This window comes from Ruegeria sp. AM1, assembly GCF_056540745.1.
This window is the reverse complement of sequence record NZ_JBQFXH010000001.1, coordinates 1,298,421-1,320,819: the sequence shown is the minus strand read 5'-3', so window position 1 is coordinate 1,320,819 and position 22,399 is coordinate 1,298,421. Positions and strand designations below refer to the sequence as shown.

Here is a 22,399-nt window from a genome sequence, read left to right as displayed (position 1 = left end):
CATGGACCTGAAGAAAAAGCTTTGGGATACGATCCCGGAAATCAAGATGCCCGATTTGACCACGCGAGCTGAAATCTCGGTTTATTTGGTCCACAACTCGCGGGATCCTGAGGACTACTTTTTCCTGTTCGACTTTGAAGAATTCGTAGATCGGTCGAACGGCGGATATTTTGTACGCCCTGCCATCAGGATTTTTTCCGGGCGGGATGACTTCAGCAGGACACGGTTTGCACGTGAGTTTCGCGTGGTGTTCGCACGTGAGTTCGACCGGATGCGTGCCGAACTGGCCGCCAAAAAAGGAAAACGTGGCTGGTTGAGCTGGAACTTCGGTTTGAACTCGGCGGTCGACATGATTGGAGGGCTGGTCGGTAACCTCGTTCTGGCTGCGGCGATGTCGGTCGGCAAAAGAGTTTTAGGGGATATCTCGCTTCCACGTGTCTTGGCAGGAAAAAGCGATGAGGCAAAGCTGTCCGACGAAATTGATCGGACCAAGGCGAAAGTAGAGCGGGCCTTGGCCGAGATCGAAATCACCATTCATCCAGAGCTTTACTATCACGCCTATCGTGATGGGCATCTTGGCAAAATCAGCGGAATGGATCGGGATGCGTGGCCACTGCCCGAATATGTCAGGTCGCATTTGCAAGACGAAAAAAGCGGTTCTTGGTGGTAGGAGGTTCCAGATGTTCAATAAAATCTTGATTGCCAACCGGGGTGAGATTGCCTGTCGGGTCATGGAAACCGCTCAGAAGCTGGGTGTGTCCTGCGTTGCTGTCTATTCCGATGCGGATGCTGCGGCCAAACATGTGCAGATGGCGGATGAGGCTGTGCATATTGGTGGTGCGGCCCCGGCTGAGAGCTATTTGAAGGGCGACGTGATCATTCAGGCCGCACTGGACACCGGCGCGCAGGCGATCCACCCGGGGTATGGGTTTCTGTCCGAGAATCCCGATTTTGTGGATGCGGTGGCGGCAGCGGGGCTGACCTTTATCGGGCCGTCTGCGGATGCGATCCGCAAAATGGGTCTGAAAGACGCGGCCAAGGCGCTAATGGAGCGGGCAGGTGTGCCCGTGGTGCCCGGCTATCACGGTGACAATCAGGACCCCGAGCATCTGGCGGGCGCTGCAGACACCATCGGCTATCCGGTCCTGATCAAGGCCGTCGCGGGTGGCGGCGGCAAGGGGATGCGGCTGGTTGAGACGCCGCAGGAGTTCTCGGCCGCTTTGGACAGCGCCCGGGGCGAGGCCCGGACCGCCTTTGGCAATGATGCGGTGCTGGTCGAGAAATTCGTCGCCAAACCCCGTCATATCGAGGTTCAGGTGTTCGGAGACGGCACCCATGCGGTGCATTTGTTCGAACGCGATTGCTCATTGCAGCGTCGGCACCAGAAGGTGATCGAAGAGGCACCAGCCCCCGGCATGACGGCGGAAATGCGCGAGGCGATGGGGCAGGCCGGTGTGCGCGCGGCCGAGGCGATTGGCTATAAGGGCGCGGGAACGGTTGAGTTCATCGTCGATGCCTCGGACGGGCTGCGCCCTGATCGGTTCTGGTTCATGGAGATGAACACCCGTCTTCAGGTCGAACATCCGGTGACCGAAGCGATTACAGGCGTTGATCTGGTCGAATGGCAGTTGCGTGTTGCCTCAGGCGAAAGCCTGCCCGCAGCGCAGTCTGACCTGTCGATCAACGGACACGCTTTTGAGGCGCGTCTCTATGCAGAGGATGTGCCCAAAGGGTTTCTGCCCGCAACCGGCACGCTGAGCCATTTGCGGTTCCCGGATATGTGCCGCGCCGACAGCGGTGTGCGGGCGGGGGATACGATCAGCCCCTGGTATGATCCGATGATTGCCAAGGTTGTCGTCCACGGACCGACACGGGCCATCGCACTTGCAACCCTGCACCGGGCGCTGCAACAGACCGAAGTGGCCGGCACGGTGACCAATCTGGCGTTCCTTGGCGCGCTTACACAGCACTCTGGATTTGCCGCCGGGGATGTGAATACCGGGCTGATCGGGCGCGATCTGGAAGGGCTGGTGCGGGAACCCGCTACGGAAGCGCGCCTTGTGGTCGCCGCCGCGATGACGGCGCTGCATCTGAACAGTCCGTCCGAGGAGACTGGCTTTACCCTGTGGGCCCCGCTCCATCGCGCGGTGCAGTTGCGGCAAAACGGAGAGGTCATAGAAATTGACGTGCAGGTCGAAGGACGGGATCGGCAGGTTTGGCAGATCGGCGAAACCAGCCATGTGGCTGAGTGGATCGATGGACGCTGGACCATCGAGGGCACTCCGATGCCGACCGTCGCTGTCAACGGATCCGAGATCGCTGTGTTTGATCATTATGGCCGCGTCTTCGAATACATCGATCCGCTGGATCGTGAAACCAGCGCTGCGGGTGACACGAACCTGATCGAAGCGCCGATGCCGGGGCTGGTCAAAGCTGTTTTTGCCAGCGCCGGGGATACGGTCAGCGAAGGCGACCGCCTTGCCATTCTTGAGGCGATGAAGATGGAGCACTCCCTCTTGGCGGCGCGCGATGGGATCGTGGCCGAGGTGCTGGCCGAGGCCGGAGCACAGGTCGAGGCCGGGGCGGCCCTGATACGCCTTGAGGAAGAATGACGTTTCCGCTTGTCGGATCGCGGTACCTTGTGGTGCTGTGGGCAGGCGACATCGGCAACCCTGAAAGGAATGGCAATGGCAGAACGCGTCGAAGTGTTTGAGGTGGGGCCGCGCGACGGTCTGCAGAACGAGCAACGTGACATCCCAGTGGCCGAAAAGATCGCACTGGTCGATTGCCTCAGCCGTGCGGGGTATGCGCGGATGGAAGTGGCCAGCTTTGTCTCGCCTAAATGGGTCCCGCAGATGGCCGGCAGCGGCGAGGTTCTGGCCGGCATCCGGCGGGCGGATGGGGTGCGCTATGCCGCGCTGACCCCGAATATGCACGGGTACGAAGACGCGTTGGCCGCGGGTGCGAATGAGATCGCCATTTTTGCCTCGGCGTCCGAAGGGTTTTCCAAGGCCAACATCAATGCTTCCATCGCTGAGTCGATTCAGCGTTTCGTGCCGATCCTTGAAGCCGCGCGTCACATCGATCTGCCGGTGCGTGGATATGTGTCTTGCGTGACAGATTGCCCTTACGACGGGCCGACCCCGCCAGAGAAGGTGGCCGAGGTCGCAGATCAGCTGTTTGCGCATGGATGCTATGAAATCTCGCTGGGCGATACGATCGGGCAGGGGACGCCGGATACGATCGCCCGCATGCTGCTTGCCGTTCGCGAGCGGGTTCCTGTTGGCCGGTTGGCCGGTCATTTCCACGACACCAATGGGCGCGCCATCGACAATATAGATGCCTCGCTTGCAATGGGCGTCCGGGTGTTTGATGCGGCTGTGGGGGGGCTGGGCGGATGCCCCTATGCGCCGGGTGCAGCCGGGAACGTGGCCAGCGAAGCGGTCGCGGCACATCTGGAGAGGCTGGGGTATGACACCGGCTTGGACGCCGCCGTTTTGGAAGAGGCTGCCGCGATCGCACAAGCGATGAGAGCACAGTAAGGTCAGGTATGTTCGAGACAATTGAGCTGAAGACAGACGCCCGTGGCGTCGCGACATTGACGCTGAACCGTGCCCAAAAGCACAATGCGATGTCGGCGCAGATGATTTCTGAGCTGACGCAGGCGGCGCAACAAATGGCCACCGACCAGGCCGTCCGGGTTGTGGTGTTGACCGGGGCGGGGCAAACCTTTTGCGCGGGCGGAGATCTGGGGTGGATGCGGGCGCAGATGGCTGCTGATCCGGCCACCCGGTTCGCCGAGGCGCGTAAGCTGGCGGAAATGCTGCAAGCTCTCAACACGCTCCCAAAGCCTGTGATCGGCGCGTTGCAGGGCAATGCGTTTGGAGGCGGCGTTGGATTGGCCTCGGTCTGCGATGTCGCCATCGGAATCGACAGTTTAAGAATGGGGCTGACAGAAACCAGACTGGGTCTGATACCGGCAACGATTGGTCCCTATGTGGTGGCCCGGATGGGTGAGGCACGCGCGCGGCGTGTCTTTATGTCTGCACGCCTGTTTGATGCGCAGGAAGCGGTTGAACTGGGTCTGCTGTCAAAAGCCGTTCCTGCCGATGACCTCGCTGCTGCGGTCGAAACCGAGATCACGCCTTATCTGTCCTGCGCTCCGGGGGCGGTTACATCCGCCAAAGAACTTGTGCAGGCGTTGGGGCCGCGTATCGACGATTCTGTGATTGACCATACCATTCGGGCGCTGGTCGACCGCTGGGAAACCGACGAGGCGCAGGAGGGAATCGGTGCGTTTTTTGAGAAACGAAAACCTGCATGGAATACTAAGGTTTAGCGGTATCTGATTTATTTTCCACCAATGTGGGATTTCAACGTTTTTTGTTTCGAAACTCACGGATTTATGGGGGGGAGTCTCCTTGTGTTTGGTTGACCCTCTGACCCCACAGGGATAGAGAATGTCCAGTCAACACGCCAATTGACGGCGCGCCCGGATCAGGGATGCGCAGGAAAGGAGCTACTCGTGGAAGACCTGTTGCGGGAATATCTCCCGATCCTGGTGTTTCTGGCCGTCGCTGTAGGCCTTGGAATCGTCCTCATTCTTGCAGCTGTGGTGCTTGCCGTTCGCAATCCCGACCCGGAAAAAGTCAGCGCATATGAATGTGGCTTCAACGCATTCGACGATGCGCGGATGAAATTCGATGTCCGATTCTATCTGGTTTCGATTCTCTTCATCATCTTCGACCTCGAGATTGCTTTCCTGTTCCCATGGGCCGTTGGTTTCAAGGACATCAGCGATGTCGGCTTTTGGTCGATGATGGTGTTTTTGGCGGTGCTGACCATCGGCTTTGCCTATGAATGGAAGAAGGGGGCCCTGGAATGGGAGTAATGACGGGTGCAAACACCGCTGGCGTCGACAAAGAAGTCGCCACCCAGGCCCTGAACGCCGAACTGCAGGACAAAGGGTTCCTGCTGACCTCGACTGAGGACATTATCAACTGGGCCCGCACCGGCTCGTTGCACTGGATGACCTTTGGTCTGGCCTGCTGCGCTGTTGAGATGATGCATACCTCGATGCCGCGTTATGATGCGGAACGGTTTGGCATCGCCCCCCGCGCGTCCCCACGCCAATCCGACGTGATGATCGTGGCCGGAACGCTGACCAACAAGATGGCCCCGGCGCTGCGCAAGGTTTATGACCAGATGCCCGAGCCGCGCTATGTAATCTCTATGGGCTCCTGCGCCAATGGCGGTGGGTATTACCACTATTCCTATTCGGTTGTGCGGGGCTGCGACCGCGTTGTTCCGGTGGACATCTATGTCCCCGGCTGCCCCCCGACCGCTGAGGCGTTGCTATACGGTTTGATGCAGCTGCAACGCAAAATCCGCCGCACCGGCACGATCGTACGCTGAGGAGAGGGCAGATGAGCGAAGCACTCAAAGAACTCGGTACTCAGCTGGAACTGAAACGGTCGGACTGTGTTCTGTCGTGGGATGTGACCCATGATGAATTGAACGTTGATGTCGCGCCATCCAGCCTTGTGGAATTTGTCGAATTCCTGAAATCCGACCAAAGCTGCAGGTTCTCGAGCCTCGTCGATATCACGGGCGTCGACTACCCCGAACGCGCCAAGCGGTTCGATGTGGTTTATCACTTCCTGTCGATGTACCAGAACCAGCGTATTCGCCTGCGGGTTTCGATCCGTGAAGAAGACATGGTGCCGTCGATCGTCGATATCCACCCCTCGGCCAATTGGTTCGAGCGTGAGGTGTTCGATATGTTCGGCATCCTATTCTCGGGTCATCCGGACCTGCGGCGCATTCTGACGGATTACGGCTTTCGCGGCTATCCGCTGCGCAAGGATTTCCCCACCACCGGTTACACCGAAGTTCGCTATGACGAGGCGCAGAAGCGCGTTGTCTATGAACCGGTCAGCCTGGTGCAGGAATACCGGCAGTTCGATTTTATGTCCCCTTGGGAAGGTGCGAACTATATTCTTCCGGGGGATGAGAAACAGGAGTCCTGACAATGGGTGGCATCTGGTGGTTGATCCTGTCTGCGTTGACCATAATCCCGATGGTGAAAATTCTGCCATTTTTCGGGATCAACAAATACTGGTGTCTGCTGTGTCTGGTTCCGTTCGGCACGATTGCCCTGTTGTGGTGGGTCGGGCTGAAGCTGCAAGAGTTGGAGCGCCGCTGAGATGCTGATGCTGCTGGGAGAACTGATCGCTTTGGGTGCGCTGGGGGTCCTGCTGGCAGGGGCCGCGGCCAAGGCGATTGAGGCTGAAAAGGTCCGGGTTCGGGCTGAGGCAAAAAAGAAGAAACGGGGGCGTTGATGGACGGCTCAAGATATGATGACGGCAGCACGGACGCGCTGAGCGGAGAACAGAAGATCCGCAATTTCAACATTAACTTCGGCCCGCAACACCCTGCGGCGCACGGGGTTTTGCGTCTTGTGCTCGAGCTGGACGGCGAGATCGTTGAACGGTGCGACCCGCATATCGGTCTGCTGCACCGTGGTACCGAAAAGCTGATGGAAAGCCGGACCTATCTGCAGAACCTGCCGTATTTCGACCGTCTGGACTACGTGGCACCGATGAATCAGGAACACGCATGGTGCCTGGCCATCGAAAAGCTGACCGGCGTCGAGGTGCCGCGTCGTGGCTCGTTGATCCGGGTTCTGTACTCCGAGATCGGGCGTATCCTGAACCACCTGCTGAACGTGACCACGCAGGCGATGGACGTTGGCGCGCTGACCCCGCCGCTTTGGGGGTTTGAAGAACGCGAGAAGCTGATGGTGTTTTATGAGCGCGCCTGCGGTGCCCGCCTGCACGCGGCTTATTTCCGCCCCGGCGGTGTGCATCAGGACCTGCCGCCGGAACTGCTGGATGATATCGAGGCATGGAGCCACGAATTCCCCGCCGTTCTGGACGATATCGACGGGCTGCTGACCGAAAACCGCATCTTCAAACAACGCAACGCCGATATCGGCGTGGTGACCGAGGATGACATCCAGAAATACGGCTTCTCGGGAGTGATGGTGCGCGGATCGGGTCTGGCTTGGGACCTGCGCCGCGCGCAGCCCTATGAATGCTATGACGAGTTCGAATTCCAGATCCCCGTCGGCAAGAATGGCGACTGCTACGACCGTTATCTCTGCCGCATGGAAGAGATGCGTCAGTCGCTGCTGATCATCCGTCAGGCCATCGCCAAAATCCGCGAGTGCCCCGGTGACGTTCTGGCGCGCGGCAAGATCACCCCGCCGAAACGCTCGGACATGAAGACCTCGATGGAGAGCCTGATCCATCACTTCAAGCTGTACACCGAAGGTTTCCACGTGCCTGCAGGCGAAGTTTACGCCGCCGTTGAGGCCCCCAAGGGCGAATTCGGTGTCTATCTGGTCGCCGACGGAACCAACAAACCCTACCGCGCCAAACTGCGCGCGCCGGGGTTCCTGCACCTGCAAGCCATGGATCACGTTGCCAAAGGCCACCAACTGGCCGACGTCGCCGCCATCATCGGCACCATGGACGTCGTTTTTGGAGAGATTGACCGCTAATGCTCCGCCGTCTTCACCCCGAACAACCCGAAAGCTTTGCCTTCACTGCTGCCAACCAGCAATGGGCTGAAGCACAGATAACCAAATACCCCGAGGGCCGTCAGGCCAGCGCGGTGATCCCGTTGCTGTGGCGCGCGCAGGAGCAGGAGGGGTGGCTGACCCGTCCGGCGATTGAATCTGTGGCCGACCTGCTGGGCATGGCCTATATTCGCGTGCTCGAGGTGGCATCGTTCTACTTTATGTTCCAGTTGCAACCGGTAGGTTCTGTTGCGCATATTCAGGTCTGCGGCACCACCTCCTGCATGATCTGCGGGGCCGAGGATCTGATAGCGGTCTGCAAGGAAAAGATCGCCGCGAAACCGCATGAACTGTCTGCCGATGGCAAGCTGAGCTGGGAAGAGGTGGAATGCCTCGGGTCCTGTACCAACGCGCCGATGGCGCAGATCGGCAAGGATTACTATGAAGACCTGACCGCCGAGAGCTTTGCTAAGATCATCGACGATCTGTCGGCAGGTAAGGTTCCGACACCGGGTCCGCAGAATGGGCGTTATGCGGCAGAACCGCTGAGCGGTTTGAGCAGTCTGGCCGAGCATGAGGCCGGGAAACCGCAGTACAATGCCAGCGTGGCACTGGCCGCTGATCTGGGCGATACGGTCAAGCGCATTGATGGGACCGAAGTGCCGATCCTGACGCCGTGGCTTGGAAAAGATGGCAAGCAGGCCGGAGCGTCGGCGGCGGCAGAGCCGCCCAAGGCGCCGCAACCGGCAAAACCTGCTGTGAAACAGGCCGAGGAGGCAAAAGCCAAGGCGGCAGAGGTTAAGGAAGACCAGCCCAAGACGCTGACCGAGGCGCGGGGCGGCTTGCCGGATGACCTCAAGCTGTTGAAAGGGGTAGGTCCGAAGCTTGAGGAAACTTTGAACACGCTGGGCTTTTATCACTATGATCAGATCGCCGCATGGACGCCTGCGCATGTGGCCTGGGTCGATGCGCGGCTAAAGTTCAAAGGCCGGATCGAACGGGACGGCTGGATCGAACAGGCGGCCAAGCTGGCGGCGGGCGAGAAGACCGAGTTTGCCAAACGTGCCAAAGAAGATGGCACTTACGAGGATTAACGCGAAGGCCCGGATGGGCATCGGGATAAGATGGACAAGGACAAGGAACAAGCCATAGCCCGCAAGGGCCGACATATCGGGGTGGTCATTGCCGTGACCATGCTGATCTGGCTTGCCATGACCCTTTTCATCGGCCCAGCCATCGGATTGCCGGGGCGATACGCATTGCTGTTCGATTTCGCCGCGTTGGCGGGGTTCGTCTATGCAGGCGTCAACATTTTTCAACTCTGGCGCATGCGTCAGGACAGCCAAGGGTAACGAGCGATGCTGAAGGATCAGGATAGGATCTTTACCAACATCTACGGGATGCATGAGCGCACACTGAAAGGCGCGCAGGCCCGCGGGCATTGGGACGGCACTGCTGGCCTGATCGAGAAGGGTCGCGACTGGATCATACAGACGATGAAGGACTCAGGGCTGCGCGGACGTGGCGGCGCGGGCTTTCCCACCGGTCTGAAATGGTCGTTCATGCCCAAGGAAAGCGATGGTCGCCCGGCCTATCTGGTTGTGAATGCGGACGAATCCGAGCCCGGCACATGTAAAGACCGTGAAATCATGCGCCACGATCCGCACACGCTGATCGAAGGCTGCCTGATCGCGTCTTTCGCGATGAATGCCCATACCTGCTATATCTACCTGCGCGGCGAATATATCCGCGAGCGTGAGGCGCTGCAGGCCGCGATTGATGAAGCCTATGACGCAGGTCTGCTGGGCAAGAATGCTGCCGGTTCGGACTGGGATTTCGATATCTTCCTACACCACGGGGCTGGGGCCTATATCTGCGGTGAAGAAACCGCTCTGATCGAAAGCCTCGAGGGCAAAAAGGGCATGCCGCGGATGAAGCCTCCGTTCCCGGCGGGCGCAGGTCTCTATGGCTGCCCGACCACGGTGAACAACGTGGAATCGATCGCCGTGGTGCCCACCATCCTGCGCCGGGGCGCGGATTGGTTTGCGGGTTTTGGCCGTCAGAACAACGCGGGCACCAAGCTGTTCGCCATCTCGGGCCATGTGAACAACCCATGCGTCGTCGAAGAGGCGATGTCGATCTCGTTTGAGGACCTGATCGAGACGCATTGTGGTGGCATTCGTGGCGGGTGGGACAATCTGCTGGCGGTAATCCCCGGTGGTTCTTCCGTGCCCTGTGTGCGAGGTGAAAATATGCGCGACGCGATCATGGATTTCGACTATCTGCGCAACGATCTGGGCTCGGGGCTGGGTACAGCGGCGGTGATCGTGATGGACAAATCCACCGATATCATCAAAGCGATCTGGCGTCTGTCGAAGTTCTATAAACACGAAAGCTGTGGCCAGTGTACGCCATGCCGCGAAGGCACCGGCTGGATGATGCGCGTCATGGACCGTCTGGTGCGTGGTGAGGCCGAGCCGGAAGAGATCGACATGCTGTTTGATGTGACCAAACAGGTCGAAGGCCACACGATCTGCGCCTTGGGCGATGCGGCAGCCTGGCCGATCCAGGGCCTGATCCGCAACTTCCGCGAAGAGATCGAAGACCGCATCAAGGCTCAGAAGTCGGGCCGCATGGGCGCGATGGCGGCGGAGTAAACTCGATGGATGTCTTTGCCGAATATTCCCACGCAATTGCCTCGCTGGTGATCTTTACCCTGATCATCCTGCTGATGTCGCCGTTTTCGGCGTTGGCAAAGCAGGGCAAGGGGTTGGCCCCGGGGGCCACGCCCCAGCAGGACTATTCGGACAAAGCTTATCGTCTAAATCGGGCCTATCTGAATGGCGTAGAAACGTTGCCCGCATTTCTGACGGTGACTGTTGCGGCGATTTTGCTGGGCGTCAGCCCCTTCTGGGTGAATCTATTGGCCTCGCTGGCCTTGGTGGCACGGGGCGCCATGCTGGTGGTTCACCTTAAGGGTATTGGCAACCCCCACGGCGGAGTGCGGTCTATCCTCTATGTCGTCGGCTGGGCGTGCATGGTCGTGTTGGGGGGGATGGCACTGGTGGCCGCGTTTTGAGTGGTGGTTTGACACATAATGATCTGCGCACAGGTTGTCCCCATGCGCCCGACGTGCAGAAAGGTTTGAAGATGATGAAATCCGCTTGGGTCTCAGGTGCTTTGGCAGTCCTTCTTGTGGCTGGTGCCTGCGGGAAATCCGATAGTGAACGTATTCTTTTTGATGGTCAGGCCTTTCGGGCCAAGGCAAAGGTTGTTGATAAGAAGGTTTCCCCGGCTGATTTTACGGTAACGGTTAATGGTGTCTCGGCATCTTTGGACGGCGCACGTGAGGCCGGGCGTTACGAGGGGACGCGTTTTTGCGTACAGAATTTCGGATCTTCCAAGATCGTATGGAAAGTGGGCCCGGACACAGAACCGCAGAACCTGCGTATCGACAACGACCAGCTGACATTTGCGGGATCCTGTCAGAGACCATGAGCCGTGTTACCGCATATCACGACAGAGCCAACGCGCCGATATTGCATAGCAGGCAGCCCTGGCGTCGTCTTTGGGAACCAAAGACGAAAGGAAAAATCATGTCTGTTGTGAAAACTGCTGCGCTGGCTGCTCTGATTGCGGTTCCAGTCGCGGCTGAGGCGAAGCAGCCCTTGAGGGATGTCAAAGAGATCGACAATGAACTCTACTACATCGCCATCGCAAACGAGATTTCCGAATACTGCCCGTCGATCAGCGGGCGGCGGATGAAGGCGATTGGGGTGATGTGGGGATTGCGGTCCAAGGCGAACAAGCTGGGATACTCGGACAAGGAAATCCGCGCCTATGTGGAATCTGACGCCGAAAAAAGCCGGATGCGTGCCAAGGGCGAGGCCTATTTGGCAGCCAACGGGGTGACTTATGACGACCCCAATAGTTTCTGCACGCTGGGACGGAAAGAAATCGAAAGAAACAGCGCCATCGGCGTGTATTTGAGAGCGAACTGAGAGCCATGTCTGACCTCCGCAAGATCAATATTGACGGGCAGGAAATCGAAGTCGATGGCGCGATGACCCTGATCCAGGCCTGCGAACAGGCCGGGGTCGAGGTTCCGCGCTTCTGCTACCACGAGCGTCTGTCGATTGCCGGGAATTGCCGGATGTGTCTTGTAGAGGTCGTGGGCGGGCCGCCGAAACCTGCTGCCTCCTGCGCGATGCAGGTGCGCGATCTGCGCCCAGGGCCGGAAGGGCAGGCACCCGAGGTCAAAACCAACTCGCCCATGGTCAAGAAGGCCCGTGAAGGGGTGATGGAGTTCCTGCTGATCAACCACCCGCTGGATTGCCCGATCTGTGATCAAGGCGGCGAGTGCGATCTGCAGGATCAGGCAATGGCCTATGGTCTGTCGGGCTCGCGTTTCAAGGAAGCTAAGCGCGCGGTGGACGATCTGGACCTTGGCCCGCTGGTTGGCACCGCGATGACCCGTTGCATCAGCTGCACCCGTTGTGTGCGGTTTACGACCGAGGTGGCCGGGATCGCGCAAATGGGCCAGACGGGGCGCGGCGAAGATGCTGAGATTACCTCATATCTGAACCAGACTCTGGATTCGAACCTGCAGGGCAACATCATCGATCTGTGCCCGGTCGGTGCGTTGACTTCCAAGCCTTACGCCTTCACCGCCCGCCCATGGGAGTTGACCAAGACCGAGAGCATCGATGTGATGGATGCCTTAGGGTCCAACATTCGCGTGGACACCAAAGGGCGCGAGGTAATGCGTTTCCTGCCGCGCAACCATGACGGCGTGAACGAAGAATGGATCAGCGACAAGACCCGCTTTGTCTGGGATGGTTTGCGTCGTCAGCGTCTGGACAAACCTTATGTGCGTGAAGATGGCAAGCTGCGTCCAGCCACCTGGCAAGAAGCTCTGAACAAGGCGGCAGAAGCCCTGAAGGGGGCTGAGAAAGCAGCGGGAATCGTGGGCGATCTGGCTCCGGTCGAAGCGGTATTTGCTTTGAAGCAGTTGATTGAAGGGCAGGGCGGTGTCGTCGAGTGCCGCACCGATGGCTCGAAATTACCTGCAGGCAATCGTGCCGCTTATGCCGGCACAGCCGCAATCGAGGATATCGACAGCGCCGAGCGCATTCTGCTGATCGGAACCAATCCGCGAGATGAAGCGCCGGTTCTGAACGCGCGTATCCGCAAGGCGTGGGCGCACGGAGCTGAGGTGGCACTGGTCGGTCCATCGGTCGAGTTGACCTATGATTATCACCATGTGGGAGATGATCGCGAGGCGCTTCGGCAGGTTGTTGAAATGGGCGGTGATGAGACGATCAGGGGCAAACGCTCATTGGTCATCGTCGGGCAGGGTGCGCTGCAAGAGGCCGATGGCGCTGCCGTTCTGGCCGCCGCGCAATCCGTTGCTGCAAATACCGATAGCGGACTGATCGTTCTGCACACCGCCGCGTCGCGCGTAGGTGCGATGGATGTGAATGCGACCAACGAAGCTGGCATGAACGCAATCAGCGCGGCAGATGTGATTTATAACCTTGGCGCTGACGAAGTCGAAATCGGTGAAGGTGCTTTTGTGATCTATCAGGGCAGCCATGGTGATCGGGGCGCACATCGCGCCGACGTGATCCTGCCGGGCGCAGCTTATACCGAGGAAAACGGTCTGTTTGTGAATACCGAAGGTCGCCCGCAACTGGCCATGCGCGCCGGTTTCGCGCCGGGCGAGGCCAAGGAAAACTGGGCCATCCTGCGGGCCTTGTCTGCGGAACTAGGCGCGACACTGCCCTTTGACTCGCTGGCGCAGCTGCGCAGCGCGCTGATCGCGGCGGTGCCGCATCTGGCGCGGATCGACGAAGTGACCCAGAATGAGGTTCGGGCGCTCGATGCCGGACCTCTGGGCAAGGCGACATTCCGCTATGCCGTTCAGGATTTCTATCTGACCAACCCGATCGCGCGCGCTTCGCAACTGATGGCCGACCTGTCGGCGCAGGCCCAAGCGCGCAAATCTGAAAAGATCGCAGCGGAATGAACCAGACCTGTTTCATATCGTTCTTTCAGGCCGGCACCGCGTCGGTCCGAGAAATACGTGTGAAACGCAATAAAAAGGGTGGCGTATGTGCGGCTGATGCTGTTTACACCAACGCGCCGACCCAGCCGCAAAATGCGCAGGCATCAGGCCGAAGCATCGCACGCGGACAACGGAATACCCACGGTGTGAGGACCAATGGCTGAATTCTTTAACACCCCAGGCGGAATAGCCATCATCATTCTGGCGCAAGTGCTTGCTGTGGTGGCGTTTGTGATGATCTCGCTGTTGTTCCTCGTCTATGGCGACCGCAAGATCTGGGCGGCGGTCCAGATGCGCCGTGGCCCCAACGTGGTTGGTGTCTACGGCCTGCTGCAATCGGTGGCCGACGCGCTGAAATACGTGGTCAAAGAGGTCGTCATCCCGGCAGGGGCCGACCGCACGGTCTTTATGCTTGCACCGCTGACCAGTTTTGTTCTGGCGATGATCGCTTGGGCGGTGATCCCGTTCAACGATGGTTGGGTGCTGTCAGATATCAACGTCGCCATCCTCTACGTCTTCGCCGTGTCATCGCTGGAAGTTTATGGCGTGATCATGGGTGGTTGGGCGTCGAACTCGAAATATCCGTTCCTCGGTTCATTGCGCTCTGCGGCACAGATGATTTCCTATGAGGTCTCCATCGGCCTGATCATCATTGGCGTGATCATCTCGACCGGTTCGATGAACTTCGGCAATATTGTCGAGGCGCAGGATGGTCGGTTCGGGTTCTTCAGCTGGTACTGGCTGCCGCATTTCCCGATGGTCTTCCTGTTCTTCATCTCGGCGCTGGCCGAAACCAACCGTCCGCCATTTGACCTGCCCGAGGCTGAATCGGAACTGGTCGCCGGGTATCAGGTCGAATACTCGGCCACGCCGTTCCTGCTGTTCATGGCCGGCGAATACATCGCTATCTTCCTGATGTGCGCGCTGACAACGCTACTGTTCTTCGGCGGCTGGCTGTCGCCGATCCCGGGCCTGCCCGATGGCGTGCTGTGGATGGTCGCCAAGATGGCGTTCTTCTTCTTCCTCTTCGCGATGGTCAAGGCAATCACGCCGCGCTACCGCTATGACCAGCTGATGCGTCTAGGCTGGAAAGTCTTCCTGCCCTTCTCGCTGGTCTGGGTGGTCTTTGTGGCCTTCGCGGCAAGGTTCGACTGGTTCTGGGGCGCGTTCGCGCGCTGGAGCGTAGGAGGCTGATATGACCCAAATCGACTACACCCGCGCCGCCAAATACTTCCTTCTACAGGACTTCTGGGTCGGTATGAAACTGGGGCTAAAATATTTCTTCGCCCCCAAAGCCACTGTGAACTACCCGCACGAAAAGGGCCCGCTGAGCCCACGTTTCCGGGGAGAGCACGCCCTGCGCCGTTACCCGAATGGCGAGGAGCGCTGTATCGCCTGCAAGCTGTGCGAGGCGGTTTGCCCCGCACAAGCCATCACTATCGATGCCGAACCGCGCGAAGACGGCAGCCGCCGCACCACGCGCTATGACATCGACATGACCAAGTGCATCTATTGCGGCTTCTGCCAAGAGGCTTGCCCGGTCGATGCCATCGTCGAAGGCCCGAATTTCGAATTTGCCACCGAGACCCGTGAAGAGCTGTTCTACGACAAGGAAAAACTGCTGGACAACGGCGAACGCTGGGAAGCCGAGATCGCCCGCAATCTGGAAATGGACGCGCCGTACAGATGAGTGACAGCCCGACAAATCCGTTCGAGCTGATGATGAAGCAGGCTCAGGACATGGCCAAGGCGATGAACCCGGCGATGGAGAATTTCTCGCCCAAAGGATTCGAGGCGCTGTGGCCCACCATGCCCAAAGAGGTCATGGAGATGATGTTCGGCAACACCGTCAACAAAGACGGTCTGGATGCCAAGACCCGTCTGCTGCTTACGCTGGCCGGGCTGACCTGTCAGGGCGCGCAGGCCGATAGCGCCGTGCGTCAGACCGTGCGCCATGCGCTGGAAGCGGGTGCCAGGAAACAAGAGATCGTGGAAACGATCGGTCAGATGTCGGTTTTCGCCGGCATCCCGGCCATGACCCGCGCGCTGGATCTGGCGCAAGAGGTTCTGGGCGATAACGAGGATGAGGATCAATGACCGTCTTTGCCTTCTATCTGTTTGCCATCAGCGCCATCACCGGCGGGCTGTTCACGGTGATCAGCCGCCAGCCGGTGCATTCGGTGCTGTGGCTGATCCTGGCCTTCCTGTCGTCGGCGGGGCTGTTCGTGCTGCTGGGGGCCGAGTTTGTGGCGATGCTGTTGATCATCGTCTATGTCGGCGCGGTTGCGGTGCTGTTCCTGTTCGTGGTGATGATGCTGGATGTGGATTTTGCTGAACTCAAGGCCGAGATGGCGCGGTACATGCCGCTGGCCCTGCTGATCGGTCTGGTCATCCTGATGCAATTCGTCATGGCCTTTGGAGCCTGGGACAGCGCGCAGGGGGCTGCGGGCAATCTGGCGCAGCCGGTTCCGGCAGACCGCCACAACACCGAGGCGCTGGGTGTCATCCTTTACGATCAATACTTCCTTCTGTTCCAACTTGCGGGCCTGATCCTGCTGGTGGCCATGATCGGTGCCATTGTGCTGACGCTGCGCCACCGTCAGGACATCAAGCGTCAGGACATCATCGGCCAGATGATGCGCGACCCGGCCAAGGCAATGGAGCTGAAGGACGTGAAACCGGGGCAGGGGTTGTGAGAGGCAGACTTTCAAAGGCTGTAGCCATGACGGCTTGTCTCACGCTGGTTCCCGCGGCGCTGTTGGCGTGCGAGAGTGTGCCTCAAAATGAAGGCTACAAGCTGAAACGGGTGAATTCCGATTGCAGCTTTGTAAATGGCGGCCGAGGGCAGTTCGAAGCATTCTCCGGAGAAGCCGTGGTCGATATTGGCAATGGCCGTATCGGACAGCGTGTGAATGCCGGAGACGGTTGTAGCCCTAAACAAAGCCTGTTCTTTCAAAACTGCTCCAGCGGAGAAGGTATCGTTATCGATGGAGAGTATCGGCCGACCAACATCGCCGGTTACGTGCCAAGTTCTATTGACCTGATACAAAAACCAGCAGGCCCCATCGGACTAACCGCTGAGACAACCGTAGCCGAACTGAAGCAGATTGCATCCGAACATCGCTATTCGTTCACGAAAGATATTCGGATGTTCTTTGATCGAACCAAAAATCACAAACGGATCGACTACACCTGCGGCTGCAAACTCTACTACCCCGACTCGCCAGGAGCGAAGCTATGATCGGACTTGAACACTATCTTACGGTCGCGGCGACGCTGTTCGTCATCGGCATCTTCGGTCTTTTCCTGAACCGCAAGAACGTCATCATCCTGCTGATGAGCATCGAACTGATGTTGCTGGCGGTGAATATCAACCTTGTGGCGTTCTCCAGTTTCCTCGGCGATCTGGTCGGGCAGGTCTTCACGCTGTTCGTGCTGACCGTTGCGGCGGCCGAGGCGGCGATTGGTCTGGCCATTCTGGTCTGCTTCTTCCGCAATCGTGGCACCATCGCGGTTGAAGACGTCAATATGATGAAGGGCTAAGAGAACCATGGAAACCACCATCCTCTTTGCCCCGCTCGTGGGCGCGCTGCTGTGCGGGTTCGGCTGGAAGTTCATTGGCGAGAAAGCCGCCATGTGGACCGCGACGGGTCTGCTGTTTCTGGCCTGTCTGCTGTCCTGGATCGTCTTCCTGACCTTTGACGGTCAGACCCAGCAGATCGAAATCCTGCGCTGGATTGAAAGCGGCTCGTTGTCGACAAGTTGGGCCATTCGTCTGGACCGGCTGACCGCGATCATGCTGATCGTGGTGACGACTGTATCGGCGCTCGTGCACCTGTATTCCTTCGGTTACATGGATCATGATCCGCAGTGGCGCGAGGGCGAGAGCTATAAGCCGCGCTTCTTTGCTTATCTGTCCTTCTTCACCTTCGCCATGCTGATGCTGGTGACGGCGGATAATCTGGTGCAGATGTTCTTTGGCTGGGAAGGCGTGGGCGTTGCCTCGTACCTACTAATCGGCTTCTACTATCGTAAACCATCCGCTAATGCGGCGGCGATGAAAGCGTTCATCGTTAACCGGGTTGGTGATTTCGGCTTCGCGTTGGGGATCTTTGCGCTGTTCTTCCTGACCGATAGCATCAATTTCTCGGACATTTTCGCCTCGGCTCCGGCATTGGCAGAGGAGAAACTGCATTTCCTCTGGGGTGAATGGACCGCGATCGAAGTGATCTGTGTTTTGCTGTTCATCGGTGCGATGGGCAAATCCGCCCAGCTGATCCTGCACACATGGTTGCCGGATGCGATGGAAGGCCCGACACCTGTTTCGGCACTGATCCACGCCGCGACGATGGTGACCGCCGGTGTCTTCCTCGTCTGCCGTATGTCGCCATTGATGGAGTTCGCCCCGGGTGCGACTGGGTTCATCACCTTCTTGGGCGCTTCGACAGCGTTCTTTGCGGCGACCGTAGGTCTGGTTCAGACCGACATCAAACGTGTCATCGCATACTCGACCTGTTCTCAGTTGGGTTACATGTTCGTTGCTGCAGGTGTCGGCATGTATTCGGCGGCTATGTTCCACCTGCTGACGCACGCATTTTTCAAGGCGCTGCTGTTCCTTGGCGCGGGCTCGGTGATCCACGCGATGCATCATGAGCAAGAGATGACAGAGTACGGCGGGCTGCGGAAGAAAATCCCCTATACGTTCTGGGCGATGATGATCGGAACGCTTGCGATCACTGGGGTTGGAATCCCGCTGACACAGATCGGATTTGCCGGCTTCCTTTCCAAAGACGCGATCATAGAAAGCGCCTTCGCGGGTGGCACGGGATATGCGTTCTGGATGCTGGTCATCGCTGCTGCCTTTACCTCGTTCTACAGCTGGCGCCTGATCTTCCTGACCTTCTATGGCGAAGAGCGTGGCGACAAGCACACCCATGAGCATGCCCATGAAAGCCCGATGACCATGTTGGTACCGCTGGGCGTCCTGTCGCTGGGCGCTGTGTTTGCCGGGATGATCTGGTACGGCAATTTCTTTGGCCATGCGGATAAGGTGGGCAAGTTCTACGGAATTCCAGTGGCCGAGGCATCGGAGCATGCGGAGGCGGGCGATCACAGCAAAGCGGATTCGCATGGCGAAGATAGTCATGCAGACGACGACCACGCAGATGATAGTCATGCCGATACCGGCCATGCGGATGACGGGCATGGTGAGAAGGACGCTCACGGCGGCGATCACCACTATGTCTTTGCCGGAAAGCCGGGTGAGGGCGCGCTCTATATGGCGCCCGACAACCACGTGCTGGACGATGCGCATGCAGCGCCGAAATGGGTCAAGGTTTCGCCCTTCGTGGCGATGTTACTTGGGTTCATCGTGGCCTACTGGTTCTACATCGTGAACACCTCGCTGCCCGCCCGTCTGGCAGCAAACCAGCGCCCACTTTATCTTTTCCTGCTGAACAAGTGGTATTTTGACGAGATCTACGATGCGATCTTCGTCAAAACCACCGTGGCGCTTGGCCGGTTCCTGTGGAAGCGCGGTGATGGCAACACCATTGACGGCTTCCTGAACGGGGTTGCCATGGGCGTCGTTCCCTTCTTCACCCGCCTCGCGGGCAAAGCCCAGTCGGGCTATATCTTTACTTACGCCTTCTGGATGGTCTTGGGGATAGCAGCCCTGATCACCTGGATGTCTATCGGCGGAGGCGCGCACTAATGGACAATATCCTATCTATTGTCACCTTCATCCCCGCCATCGCTGCAGGCATACTGGCCCTGTTCCTGCATGGTGAAGACGCAGCCGCCCAGCGTAACGCGAAATGGGTAGCGCTGGTTGCCACGACCGTGACCTTTCTGGTCTCGATCGGCATCTACACAGGCTTTGATCCCGCGAACACCGGCTTCCAGATGGTGGAAGAGGGTAAGTGGCTGATGGGTCTGAAATACAAAATGGGTGTTGACGGGATCAGCGTTCTGTTCGTGCTGTTGACCACCTTCATCATGCCGCTGACCATCCTGGCCAGCTGGCAGGTTACCGACCGCGTTAAGGAATACATGATCGCCTTCCTGCTGCTGGAAACGCTGATGCTGGGCGTGTTCATGGCGCTGGATCTGGTGCTGTTCTACCTGTTCTTCGAGGCTGGTTTGATTCCGATGTTCCTGATCATCGGTATCTGGGGCGGCAAGGATCGTATCTATGCCAGCTTCAAGTTCTTCCTCTACACCTTCCTCGGCTCGGTGCTGATGCTGGTGGCAATGGTTACGATGTACGCGGATGCCGGCACCACGGATATCGAAGCGCTGATGAGCCATCAGTTCTCGTCTGAAGGGTTCAGCGTGCTGGGCATCTATATCGTCGGCGGGCTGCAAACGCTGATGTTCCTGGCCTTCTTCGCGTCGTTCGCGGTGAAGATGCCGATGTGGCCTGTCCACACCTGGCTTCCGGATGCGCACGTTCAGGCGCCAACGGCGGGTTCTGTCGTGCTGGCAGCGATCCTGCTGAAGATGGGCGGATACGGCTTCCTGCGCTTCAGTTTGCCGATGTTCCCGGTGGGGTCGGCGGTCATGACGGATGTAGTGCTGTGGATGTCGGCGATTGCGGTTGTCTACACCTCGCTGGTTGCGCTGGTGCAGGAGGATATGAAGAAGCTGATCGCTTATTCTTCGGTCGCGCATATGGGCTTTGTGACCATGGGGATTTTCGCGGCGAACCAGCAGGGCATTGATGGCGCGATCTTCCAGATGCTCAGCCACGGGTTCATCTCGGCCGCGCTGTTCCTGTGCGTCGGCGTGATCTATGACCGGATGCACACCCGCGATATCGAGGCGTACGGTGGTTTGGTGATTAGGATGCCTGCTTATGCGCTGGTCTTCATGTTGTTCACCATGGCCAATGTGGGCCTGCCTGGTACATCCGGATTTATTGGCGAATTCCTGACCCTGATGGGCGCGTTTCAGGTCAATACATGGGTGACGGCTGTGGCTGCGACCGGTGTGATTTTCTCAGCCGGATACGCGTTGTGGCTTTATCGCCGGGTAGTCTTTGGCGATTTGATCAAAGAGAGCCTGAAAGCCATCACCGACATGAGCTCGCGCGAGCGGCTGATCTTCGCGCCGCTGATCGTGATGACGATCCTGCTGGGTGTTTATCCTTCGCTGGTGACCGATGTGATCGGCAACTCGACCGCTGCGTTGATTTCGAACTATGACACGGCTCTGGCCGCGGCTGAGACCGCGACCCAGACAGCCGCCTCGCATTAAGGAGGCTTTGGAGACATGATCCAGGCTGATCTGACAATAATCCTGCCAGAGATCGTTCTGGCCGTCTATGCGATGGCTGCGCTGATCGGGGCCGTTTACACGACGAAAGACGGGCTGGCGCCGGTTCTGGTTTGGACAACTGCCGGGCTGATGACGTTGATGTCCTTCTGGATTGCCACGAATGGCGACGGCACGAATGTGGCCTTCAACGGTATGTTTGTAGATGACGGCTTCTCGCGCTTTGCCAAGGTCACGATCCTGCTCTCTGCCGCTGCTGTTCTGGTGATGAGCCGGGATTACATGGCGCGCCGCGATCTGCTGCGCTTTGAATACCCGTTGCTGGTGGCGCTGGCCGCAGTCGGCATGATGATGATGGTCAGCGCGGGCGACCTGATGTCACTTTATATGGGGTTGGAGCTGCAATCCCTGTCGCTCTATGTCGTGGCCGCGCTGCGCCGTGACAGTGCGAAATCGACTGAGGCGGGTCTGAAATACTTTGTTCTGGGGGCGCTCAGCTCTGGCCTGCTGCTTTATGGGGCGTCGCTGGTCTATGGCTTTGCCGGCACCACGCTGTTCTCGGGCATCATCCAGACGGTTCACCACGGCGATGTCTCAGTTGGCTTGCTGTTCGGTCTGATTTTCCTGATCTCGGGTCTGGCGTTCAAGGTTTCGGCAGTGCCGTTCCACATGTGGACGCCGGATGTATACGAAGGCTCTCCGACACCGATCACGGCGTTCTTTGCAACCGCACCCAAGGTTGCAGCGATGGCGCTGTTTGCGCGTGTCCTCCATGATGCCTTTGGCGGGGTTGTCAAGGACTGGCAACAGGTGATTGTGCTGCTGTCCGTCCTGTCGATGCTACTGGGTGCCGTGGCTGCGATTGGCCAGCGCAATATCAAACGTCTGATGGCGTTTTCGTCGATTGCCCATATGGGCTATGCCCTGATCGGTCTGGCCGCAGGAACCGAGCTGGGCATCAAGGCAATGCTGATGTATCTGGCGATCTATGTGACGATGAATATCGGCACCTTCGCCTTCATCCTGATGATGGAGCGGGACGGCAAGCCGGTGACTGACATTGACGCTCTGCGCCAATACGCAAAACGCGATCCGGGCAGGGCGCTGGCCGTCCTGATCCTAATGTTCTCGCTCGCAGGTGTGCCGCCGATGCTCGGTTTTTTTGCCAAGTTCGGCGTCTGGCAAGCGGGCATCAGCGCCGGCTTGACCGGTCTGGTCATCGTCTCGGCCATCGCGTCGGTGATTGGTGCGTTCTACTATCTGCGGATCGTGTTTTATATGTATTTCGGTGAAGAGAACGAAGACCCGATCGAAACCAACTCGTCCCCGGTGCTGTGGATGGCTTTGATGGGATCAGCGGCGCTGATGCTGATCGGGGTCTTTTATCAGTTCGGTATTGAAGGCGCAGCAGCAGCTGCGGCGGCGACACTTGTCAACTGATCCGATGCGCCACGTTCAGAAAGGGGCTCGGTCGG

Annotated in this window: 26 protein-coding genes; all 26 read left to right on the top strand. The window is 58.6% G+C overall.

The window, feature by feature from the left end; genetic code table 11:
* The first annotated feature begins 1 nt into the window (after position 1).
* Positions 2–670 carry a hypothetical protein gene (locus tag ACR0I7_RS06630; protein WP_480509429.1) on the top strand — a complete coding sequence of 223 codons (669 nt, stop codon included), beginning with the start codon at positions 2–4 and terminating at the stop codon, positions 668–670.
* A gap of 10 nt (positions 671–680) precedes the next feature.
* Entirely contained in the window at positions 681–2,612 is a 1,932-nt protein-coding gene (locus ACR0I7_RS06625; protein ID WP_480509428.1) for an acetyl/propionyl/methylcrotonyl-CoA carboxylase subunit alpha, read from the top strand.
* Between the two features lie 75 nt (positions 2,613–2,687).
* The gene (locus ACR0I7_RS06620) at positions 2,688–3,542 is read left to right on the top strand and encodes a hydroxymethylglutaryl-CoA lyase (RefSeq protein WP_480509427.1); all 855 of its coding nucleotides are present in this window, start codon (positions 2,688–2,690) and stop codon (positions 3,540–3,542) included.
* An 8-nt stretch (positions 3,543–3,550) separates the two neighbouring features.
* Positions 3,551–4,339: a crotonase/enoyl-CoA hydratase family protein gene (locus tag ACR0I7_RS06615; RefSeq protein ID WP_480509426.1), complete on the top strand. Its 789-nt coding sequence runs from the start codon at positions 3,551–3,553 to the stop codon at positions 4,337–4,339.
* A gap of 186 nt (positions 4,340–4,525) precedes the next feature.
* Positions 4,526–4,891, top strand: a complete 366-nt coding sequence (locus ACR0I7_RS06610; protein ID WP_170325678.1) for an NADH-quinone oxidoreductase subunit A — start codon at positions 4,526–4,528, stop codon at positions 4,889–4,891.
* On the top strand, positions 4,882–5,415 hold the full coding sequence (locus ACR0I7_RS06605) for a NuoB/complex I 20 kDa subunit family protein (protein WP_010442777.1): 534 nt from the start codon (positions 4,882–4,884) through the stop codon (positions 5,413–5,415). Before ACR0I7_RS06610 ends, ACR0I7_RS06605 begins: the two co-directional genes overlap by 10 nt.
* Positions 5,416–5,426: 11 nt before the next feature.
* On the top strand, positions 5,427–6,029 hold the full coding sequence (locus tag ACR0I7_RS06600) for an NADH-quinone oxidoreductase subunit C (protein ID WP_480509425.1): 603 nt from the start codon (positions 5,427–5,429) through the stop codon (positions 6,027–6,029).
* Positions 6,030–6,031: 2 nt separating this feature from the next.
* Positions 6,032–6,205 (top strand): hypothetical protein, encoded by a 174-nt coding sequence (locus tag ACR0I7_RS06595; protein ID WP_010442775.1) that lies wholly within the window; start codon positions 6,032–6,034, stop codon positions 6,203–6,205.
* Between the two features lies 1 nt (position 6,206).
* Positions 6,207–6,341: a hypothetical protein gene (locus ACR0I7_RS06590; RefSeq protein WP_480509424.1), complete on the top strand. Its 135-nt coding sequence runs from the start codon at positions 6,207–6,209 to the stop codon at positions 6,339–6,341.
* Complete coding sequence (locus tag ACR0I7_RS06585; RefSeq protein ID WP_170375130.1) at positions 6,341–7,564, top strand: NADH-quinone oxidoreductase subunit D; 1,224 nt, start codon at positions 6,341–6,343, stop codon at positions 7,562–7,564. Before ACR0I7_RS06590 ends, ACR0I7_RS06585 begins: the two co-directional genes overlap by 1 nt.
* Positions 7,564–8,676: an NADH-quinone oxidoreductase subunit NuoE gene (nuoE, locus tag ACR0I7_RS06580; protein WP_480509423.1), complete on the top strand. Its 1,113-nt coding sequence runs from the start codon at positions 7,564–7,566 to the stop codon at positions 8,674–8,676. Before ACR0I7_RS06585 ends, nuoE begins: the two co-directional genes overlap by 1 nt.
* A 30-nt stretch (positions 8,677–8,706) precedes the next feature.
* Positions 8,707–8,934 (top strand): DUF5337 domain-containing protein, encoded by a 228-nt coding sequence (locus tag ACR0I7_RS06575; protein WP_480509422.1) that lies wholly within the window; start codon positions 8,707–8,709, stop codon positions 8,932–8,934.
* A 6-nt stretch (positions 8,935–8,940) separates the two neighbouring features.
* The gene (gene nuoF, locus ACR0I7_RS06570) at positions 8,941–10,239 is read left to right on the top strand and encodes an NADH-quinone oxidoreductase subunit NuoF (RefSeq protein ID WP_480509421.1); all 1,299 of its coding nucleotides are present in this window, start codon (positions 8,941–8,943) and stop codon (positions 10,237–10,239) included.
* A gap of 5 nt (positions 10,240–10,244) precedes the next feature.
* Positions 10,245–10,661 (top strand): MAPEG family protein, encoded by a 417-nt coding sequence (locus ACR0I7_RS06565; protein WP_480509420.1) that lies wholly within the window; start codon positions 10,245–10,247, stop codon positions 10,659–10,661.
* Positions 10,662–10,735: 74 nt separating this feature from the next.
* On the top strand, positions 10,736–11,080 hold the full coding sequence (locus ACR0I7_RS06560) for a hypothetical protein (protein WP_480509419.1): 345 nt from the start codon (positions 10,736–10,738) through the stop codon (positions 11,078–11,080).
* Positions 11,081–11,178: 98 nt separating this feature from the next.
* The gene (locus ACR0I7_RS06555; RefSeq protein ID WP_480509418.1) at positions 11,179–11,583 is read left to right on the top strand and encodes a DUF5333 domain-containing protein; all 405 of its coding nucleotides are present in this window, start codon (positions 11,179–11,181) and stop codon (positions 11,581–11,583) included.
* A 5-nt stretch (positions 11,584–11,588) separates the two neighbouring features.
* On the top strand, positions 11,589–13,610 hold the full coding sequence (gene nuoG, locus ACR0I7_RS06550) for an NADH-quinone oxidoreductase subunit NuoG (RefSeq protein ID WP_480509417.1): 2,022 nt from the start codon (positions 11,589–11,591) through the stop codon (positions 13,608–13,610).
* A 195-nt stretch (positions 13,611–13,805) separates the two neighbouring features.
* Positions 13,806–14,843, top strand: coding sequence for an NADH-quinone oxidoreductase subunit NuoH (gene nuoH, locus ACR0I7_RS06545; RefSeq protein WP_480509416.1), 1,038 nt, complete (start codon positions 13,806–13,808; stop codon positions 14,841–14,843).
* 1 nt (position 14,844) lies between these two features.
* Entirely contained in the window at positions 14,845–15,339 is a 495-nt protein-coding gene (gene nuoI / locus ACR0I7_RS06540; protein WP_170331439.1) for an NADH-quinone oxidoreductase subunit NuoI, read from the top strand.
* Positions 15,336–15,746: a carboxymuconolactone decarboxylase family protein gene (locus ACR0I7_RS06535; protein WP_480509415.1), complete on the top strand. Its 411-nt coding sequence runs from the start codon at positions 15,336–15,338 to the stop codon at positions 15,744–15,746. The genes nuoI and ACR0I7_RS06535 overlap by 4 nt, the downstream gene beginning before the upstream one ends.
* Entirely contained in the window at positions 15,743–16,345 is a 603-nt protein-coding gene (locus ACR0I7_RS06530) for an NADH-quinone oxidoreductase subunit J (protein ID WP_480509414.1), read from the top strand. Before ACR0I7_RS06535 ends, ACR0I7_RS06530 begins: the two co-directional genes overlap by 4 nt.
* Before the next feature lie 26 nt (positions 16,346–16,371).
* Positions 16,372–16,890, top strand: a complete 519-nt coding sequence (locus tag ACR0I7_RS06525) for a hypothetical protein (RefSeq protein WP_480509413.1) — start codon at positions 16,372–16,374, stop codon at positions 16,888–16,890.
* Positions 16,887–17,192 (top strand): NADH-quinone oxidoreductase subunit NuoK, encoded by a 306-nt coding sequence (gene nuoK, locus ACR0I7_RS06520; RefSeq protein WP_005984024.1) that lies wholly within the window; start codon positions 16,887–16,889, stop codon positions 17,190–17,192. Before ACR0I7_RS06525 ends, nuoK begins: the two co-directional genes overlap by 4 nt.
* Positions 17,193–17,199: 7 nt before the next feature.
* On the top strand, positions 17,200–19,362 hold the full coding sequence (nuoL, locus tag ACR0I7_RS06515) for an NADH-quinone oxidoreductase subunit L (RefSeq protein ID WP_480509412.1): 2,163 nt from the start codon (positions 17,200–17,202) through the stop codon (positions 19,360–19,362).
* Positions 19,362–20,906 (top strand): NADH-quinone oxidoreductase subunit M, encoded by a 1,545-nt coding sequence (locus ACR0I7_RS06510; protein ID WP_480509411.1) that lies wholly within the window; start codon positions 19,362–19,364, stop codon positions 20,904–20,906. The genes nuoL and ACR0I7_RS06510 overlap by 1 nt, the downstream gene beginning before the upstream one ends.
* Before the next feature lie 15 nt (positions 20,907–20,921).
* Positions 20,922–22,364, top strand: coding sequence for an NADH-quinone oxidoreductase subunit NuoN (gene nuoN, locus ACR0I7_RS06505; protein ID WP_480509410.1), 1,443 nt, complete (start codon positions 20,922–20,924; stop codon positions 22,362–22,364).
* Positions 22,365–22,399: the final 35 nt, after the last annotated feature.

Coding starts and splice junctions, on each gene's coding strand:
- ACR0I7_RS06510 (WP_480509411.1), top strand. CDS start 19,362: ATGGACAATATCCTATCTATTGTCACCTTCATCCCCGCCATCGCTGCA.
- ACR0I7_RS06600 (WP_480509425.1), top strand. CDS start 5,427: ATGAGCGAAGCACTCAAAGAACTCGGTACTCAGCTGGAACTGAAACGG.
- ACR0I7_RS06595 (WP_010442775.1), top strand. CDS start 6,032: ATGGGTGGCATCTGGTGGTTGATCCTGTCTGCGTTGACCATAATCCCG.
- nuoG (WP_480509417.1), top strand. CDS start 11,589: ATGTCTGACCTCCGCAAGATCAATATTGACGGGCAGGAAATCGAAGTC.
- ACR0I7_RS06625 (WP_480509428.1), top strand. CDS start 681: ATGTTCAATAAAATCTTGATTGCCAACCGGGGTGAGATTGCCTGTCGG.
- ACR0I7_RS06530 (WP_480509414.1), top strand. CDS start 15,743: ATGACCGTCTTTGCCTTCTATCTGTTTGCCATCAGCGCCATCACCGGC.
- ACR0I7_RS06605 (WP_010442777.1), top strand. CDS start 4,882: ATGGGAGTAATGACGGGTGCAAACACCGCTGGCGTCGACAAAGAAGTC.
- nuoK (WP_005984024.1), top strand. CDS start 16,887: ATGATCGGACTTGAACACTATCTTACGGTCGCGGCGACGCTGTTCGTC.
- ACR0I7_RS06590 (WP_480509424.1), top strand. CDS start 6,207: ATGCTGATGCTGCTGGGAGAACTGATCGCTTTGGGTGCGCTGGGGGTC.
- nuoF (WP_480509421.1), top strand. CDS start 8,941: ATGCTGAAGGATCAGGATAGGATCTTTACCAACATCTACGGGATGCAT.
- nuoN (WP_480509410.1), top strand. CDS start 20,922: ATGATCCAGGCTGATCTGACAATAATCCTGCCAGAGATCGTTCTGGCC.
- nuoL (WP_480509412.1), top strand. CDS start 17,200: ATGGAAACCACCATCCTCTTTGCCCCGCTCGTGGGCGCGCTGCTGTGC.
- nuoH (WP_480509416.1), top strand. CDS start 13,806: ATGGCTGAATTCTTTAACACCCCAGGCGGAATAGCCATCATCATTCTG.
- nuoI (WP_170331439.1), top strand. CDS start 14,845: ATGACCCAAATCGACTACACCCGCGCCGCCAAATACTTCCTTCTACAG.
- ACR0I7_RS06555 (WP_480509418.1), top strand. CDS start 11,179: ATGTCTGTTGTGAAAACTGCTGCGCTGGCTGCTCTGATTGCGGTTCCA.
- ACR0I7_RS06630 (WP_480509429.1), top strand. CDS start 2: ATGGACCTGAAGAAAAAGCTTTGGGATACGATCCCGGAAATCAAGATG.
- ACR0I7_RS06525 (WP_480509413.1), top strand. CDS start 16,372: ATGACGGCTTGTCTCACGCTGGTTCCCGCGGCGCTGTTGGCGTGCGAG.
- ACR0I7_RS06615 (WP_480509426.1), top strand. CDS start 3,551: ATGTTCGAGACAATTGAGCTGAAGACAGACGCCCGTGGCGTCGCGACA.
- nuoE (WP_480509423.1), top strand. CDS start 7,564: ATGCTCCGCCGTCTTCACCCCGAACAACCCGAAAGCTTTGCCTTCACT.
- ACR0I7_RS06560 (WP_480509419.1), top strand. CDS start 10,736: ATGAAATCCGCTTGGGTCTCAGGTGCTTTGGCAGTCCTTCTTGTGGCT.
- ACR0I7_RS06585 (WP_170375130.1), top strand. CDS start 6,341: ATGGACGGCTCAAGATATGATGACGGCAGCACGGACGCGCTGAGCGGA.
- ACR0I7_RS06620 (WP_480509427.1), top strand. CDS start 2,688: ATGGCAGAACGCGTCGAAGTGTTTGAGGTGGGGCCGCGCGACGGTCTG.
- ACR0I7_RS06575 (WP_480509422.1), top strand. CDS start 8,707: ATGGACAAGGACAAGGAACAAGCCATAGCCCGCAAGGGCCGACATATC.
- ACR0I7_RS06565 (WP_480509420.1), top strand. CDS start 10,245: ATGGATGTCTTTGCCGAATATTCCCACGCAATTGCCTCGCTGGTGATC.
- ACR0I7_RS06535 (WP_480509415.1), top strand. CDS start 15,336: ATGAGTGACAGCCCGACAAATCCGTTCGAGCTGATGATGAAGCAGGCT.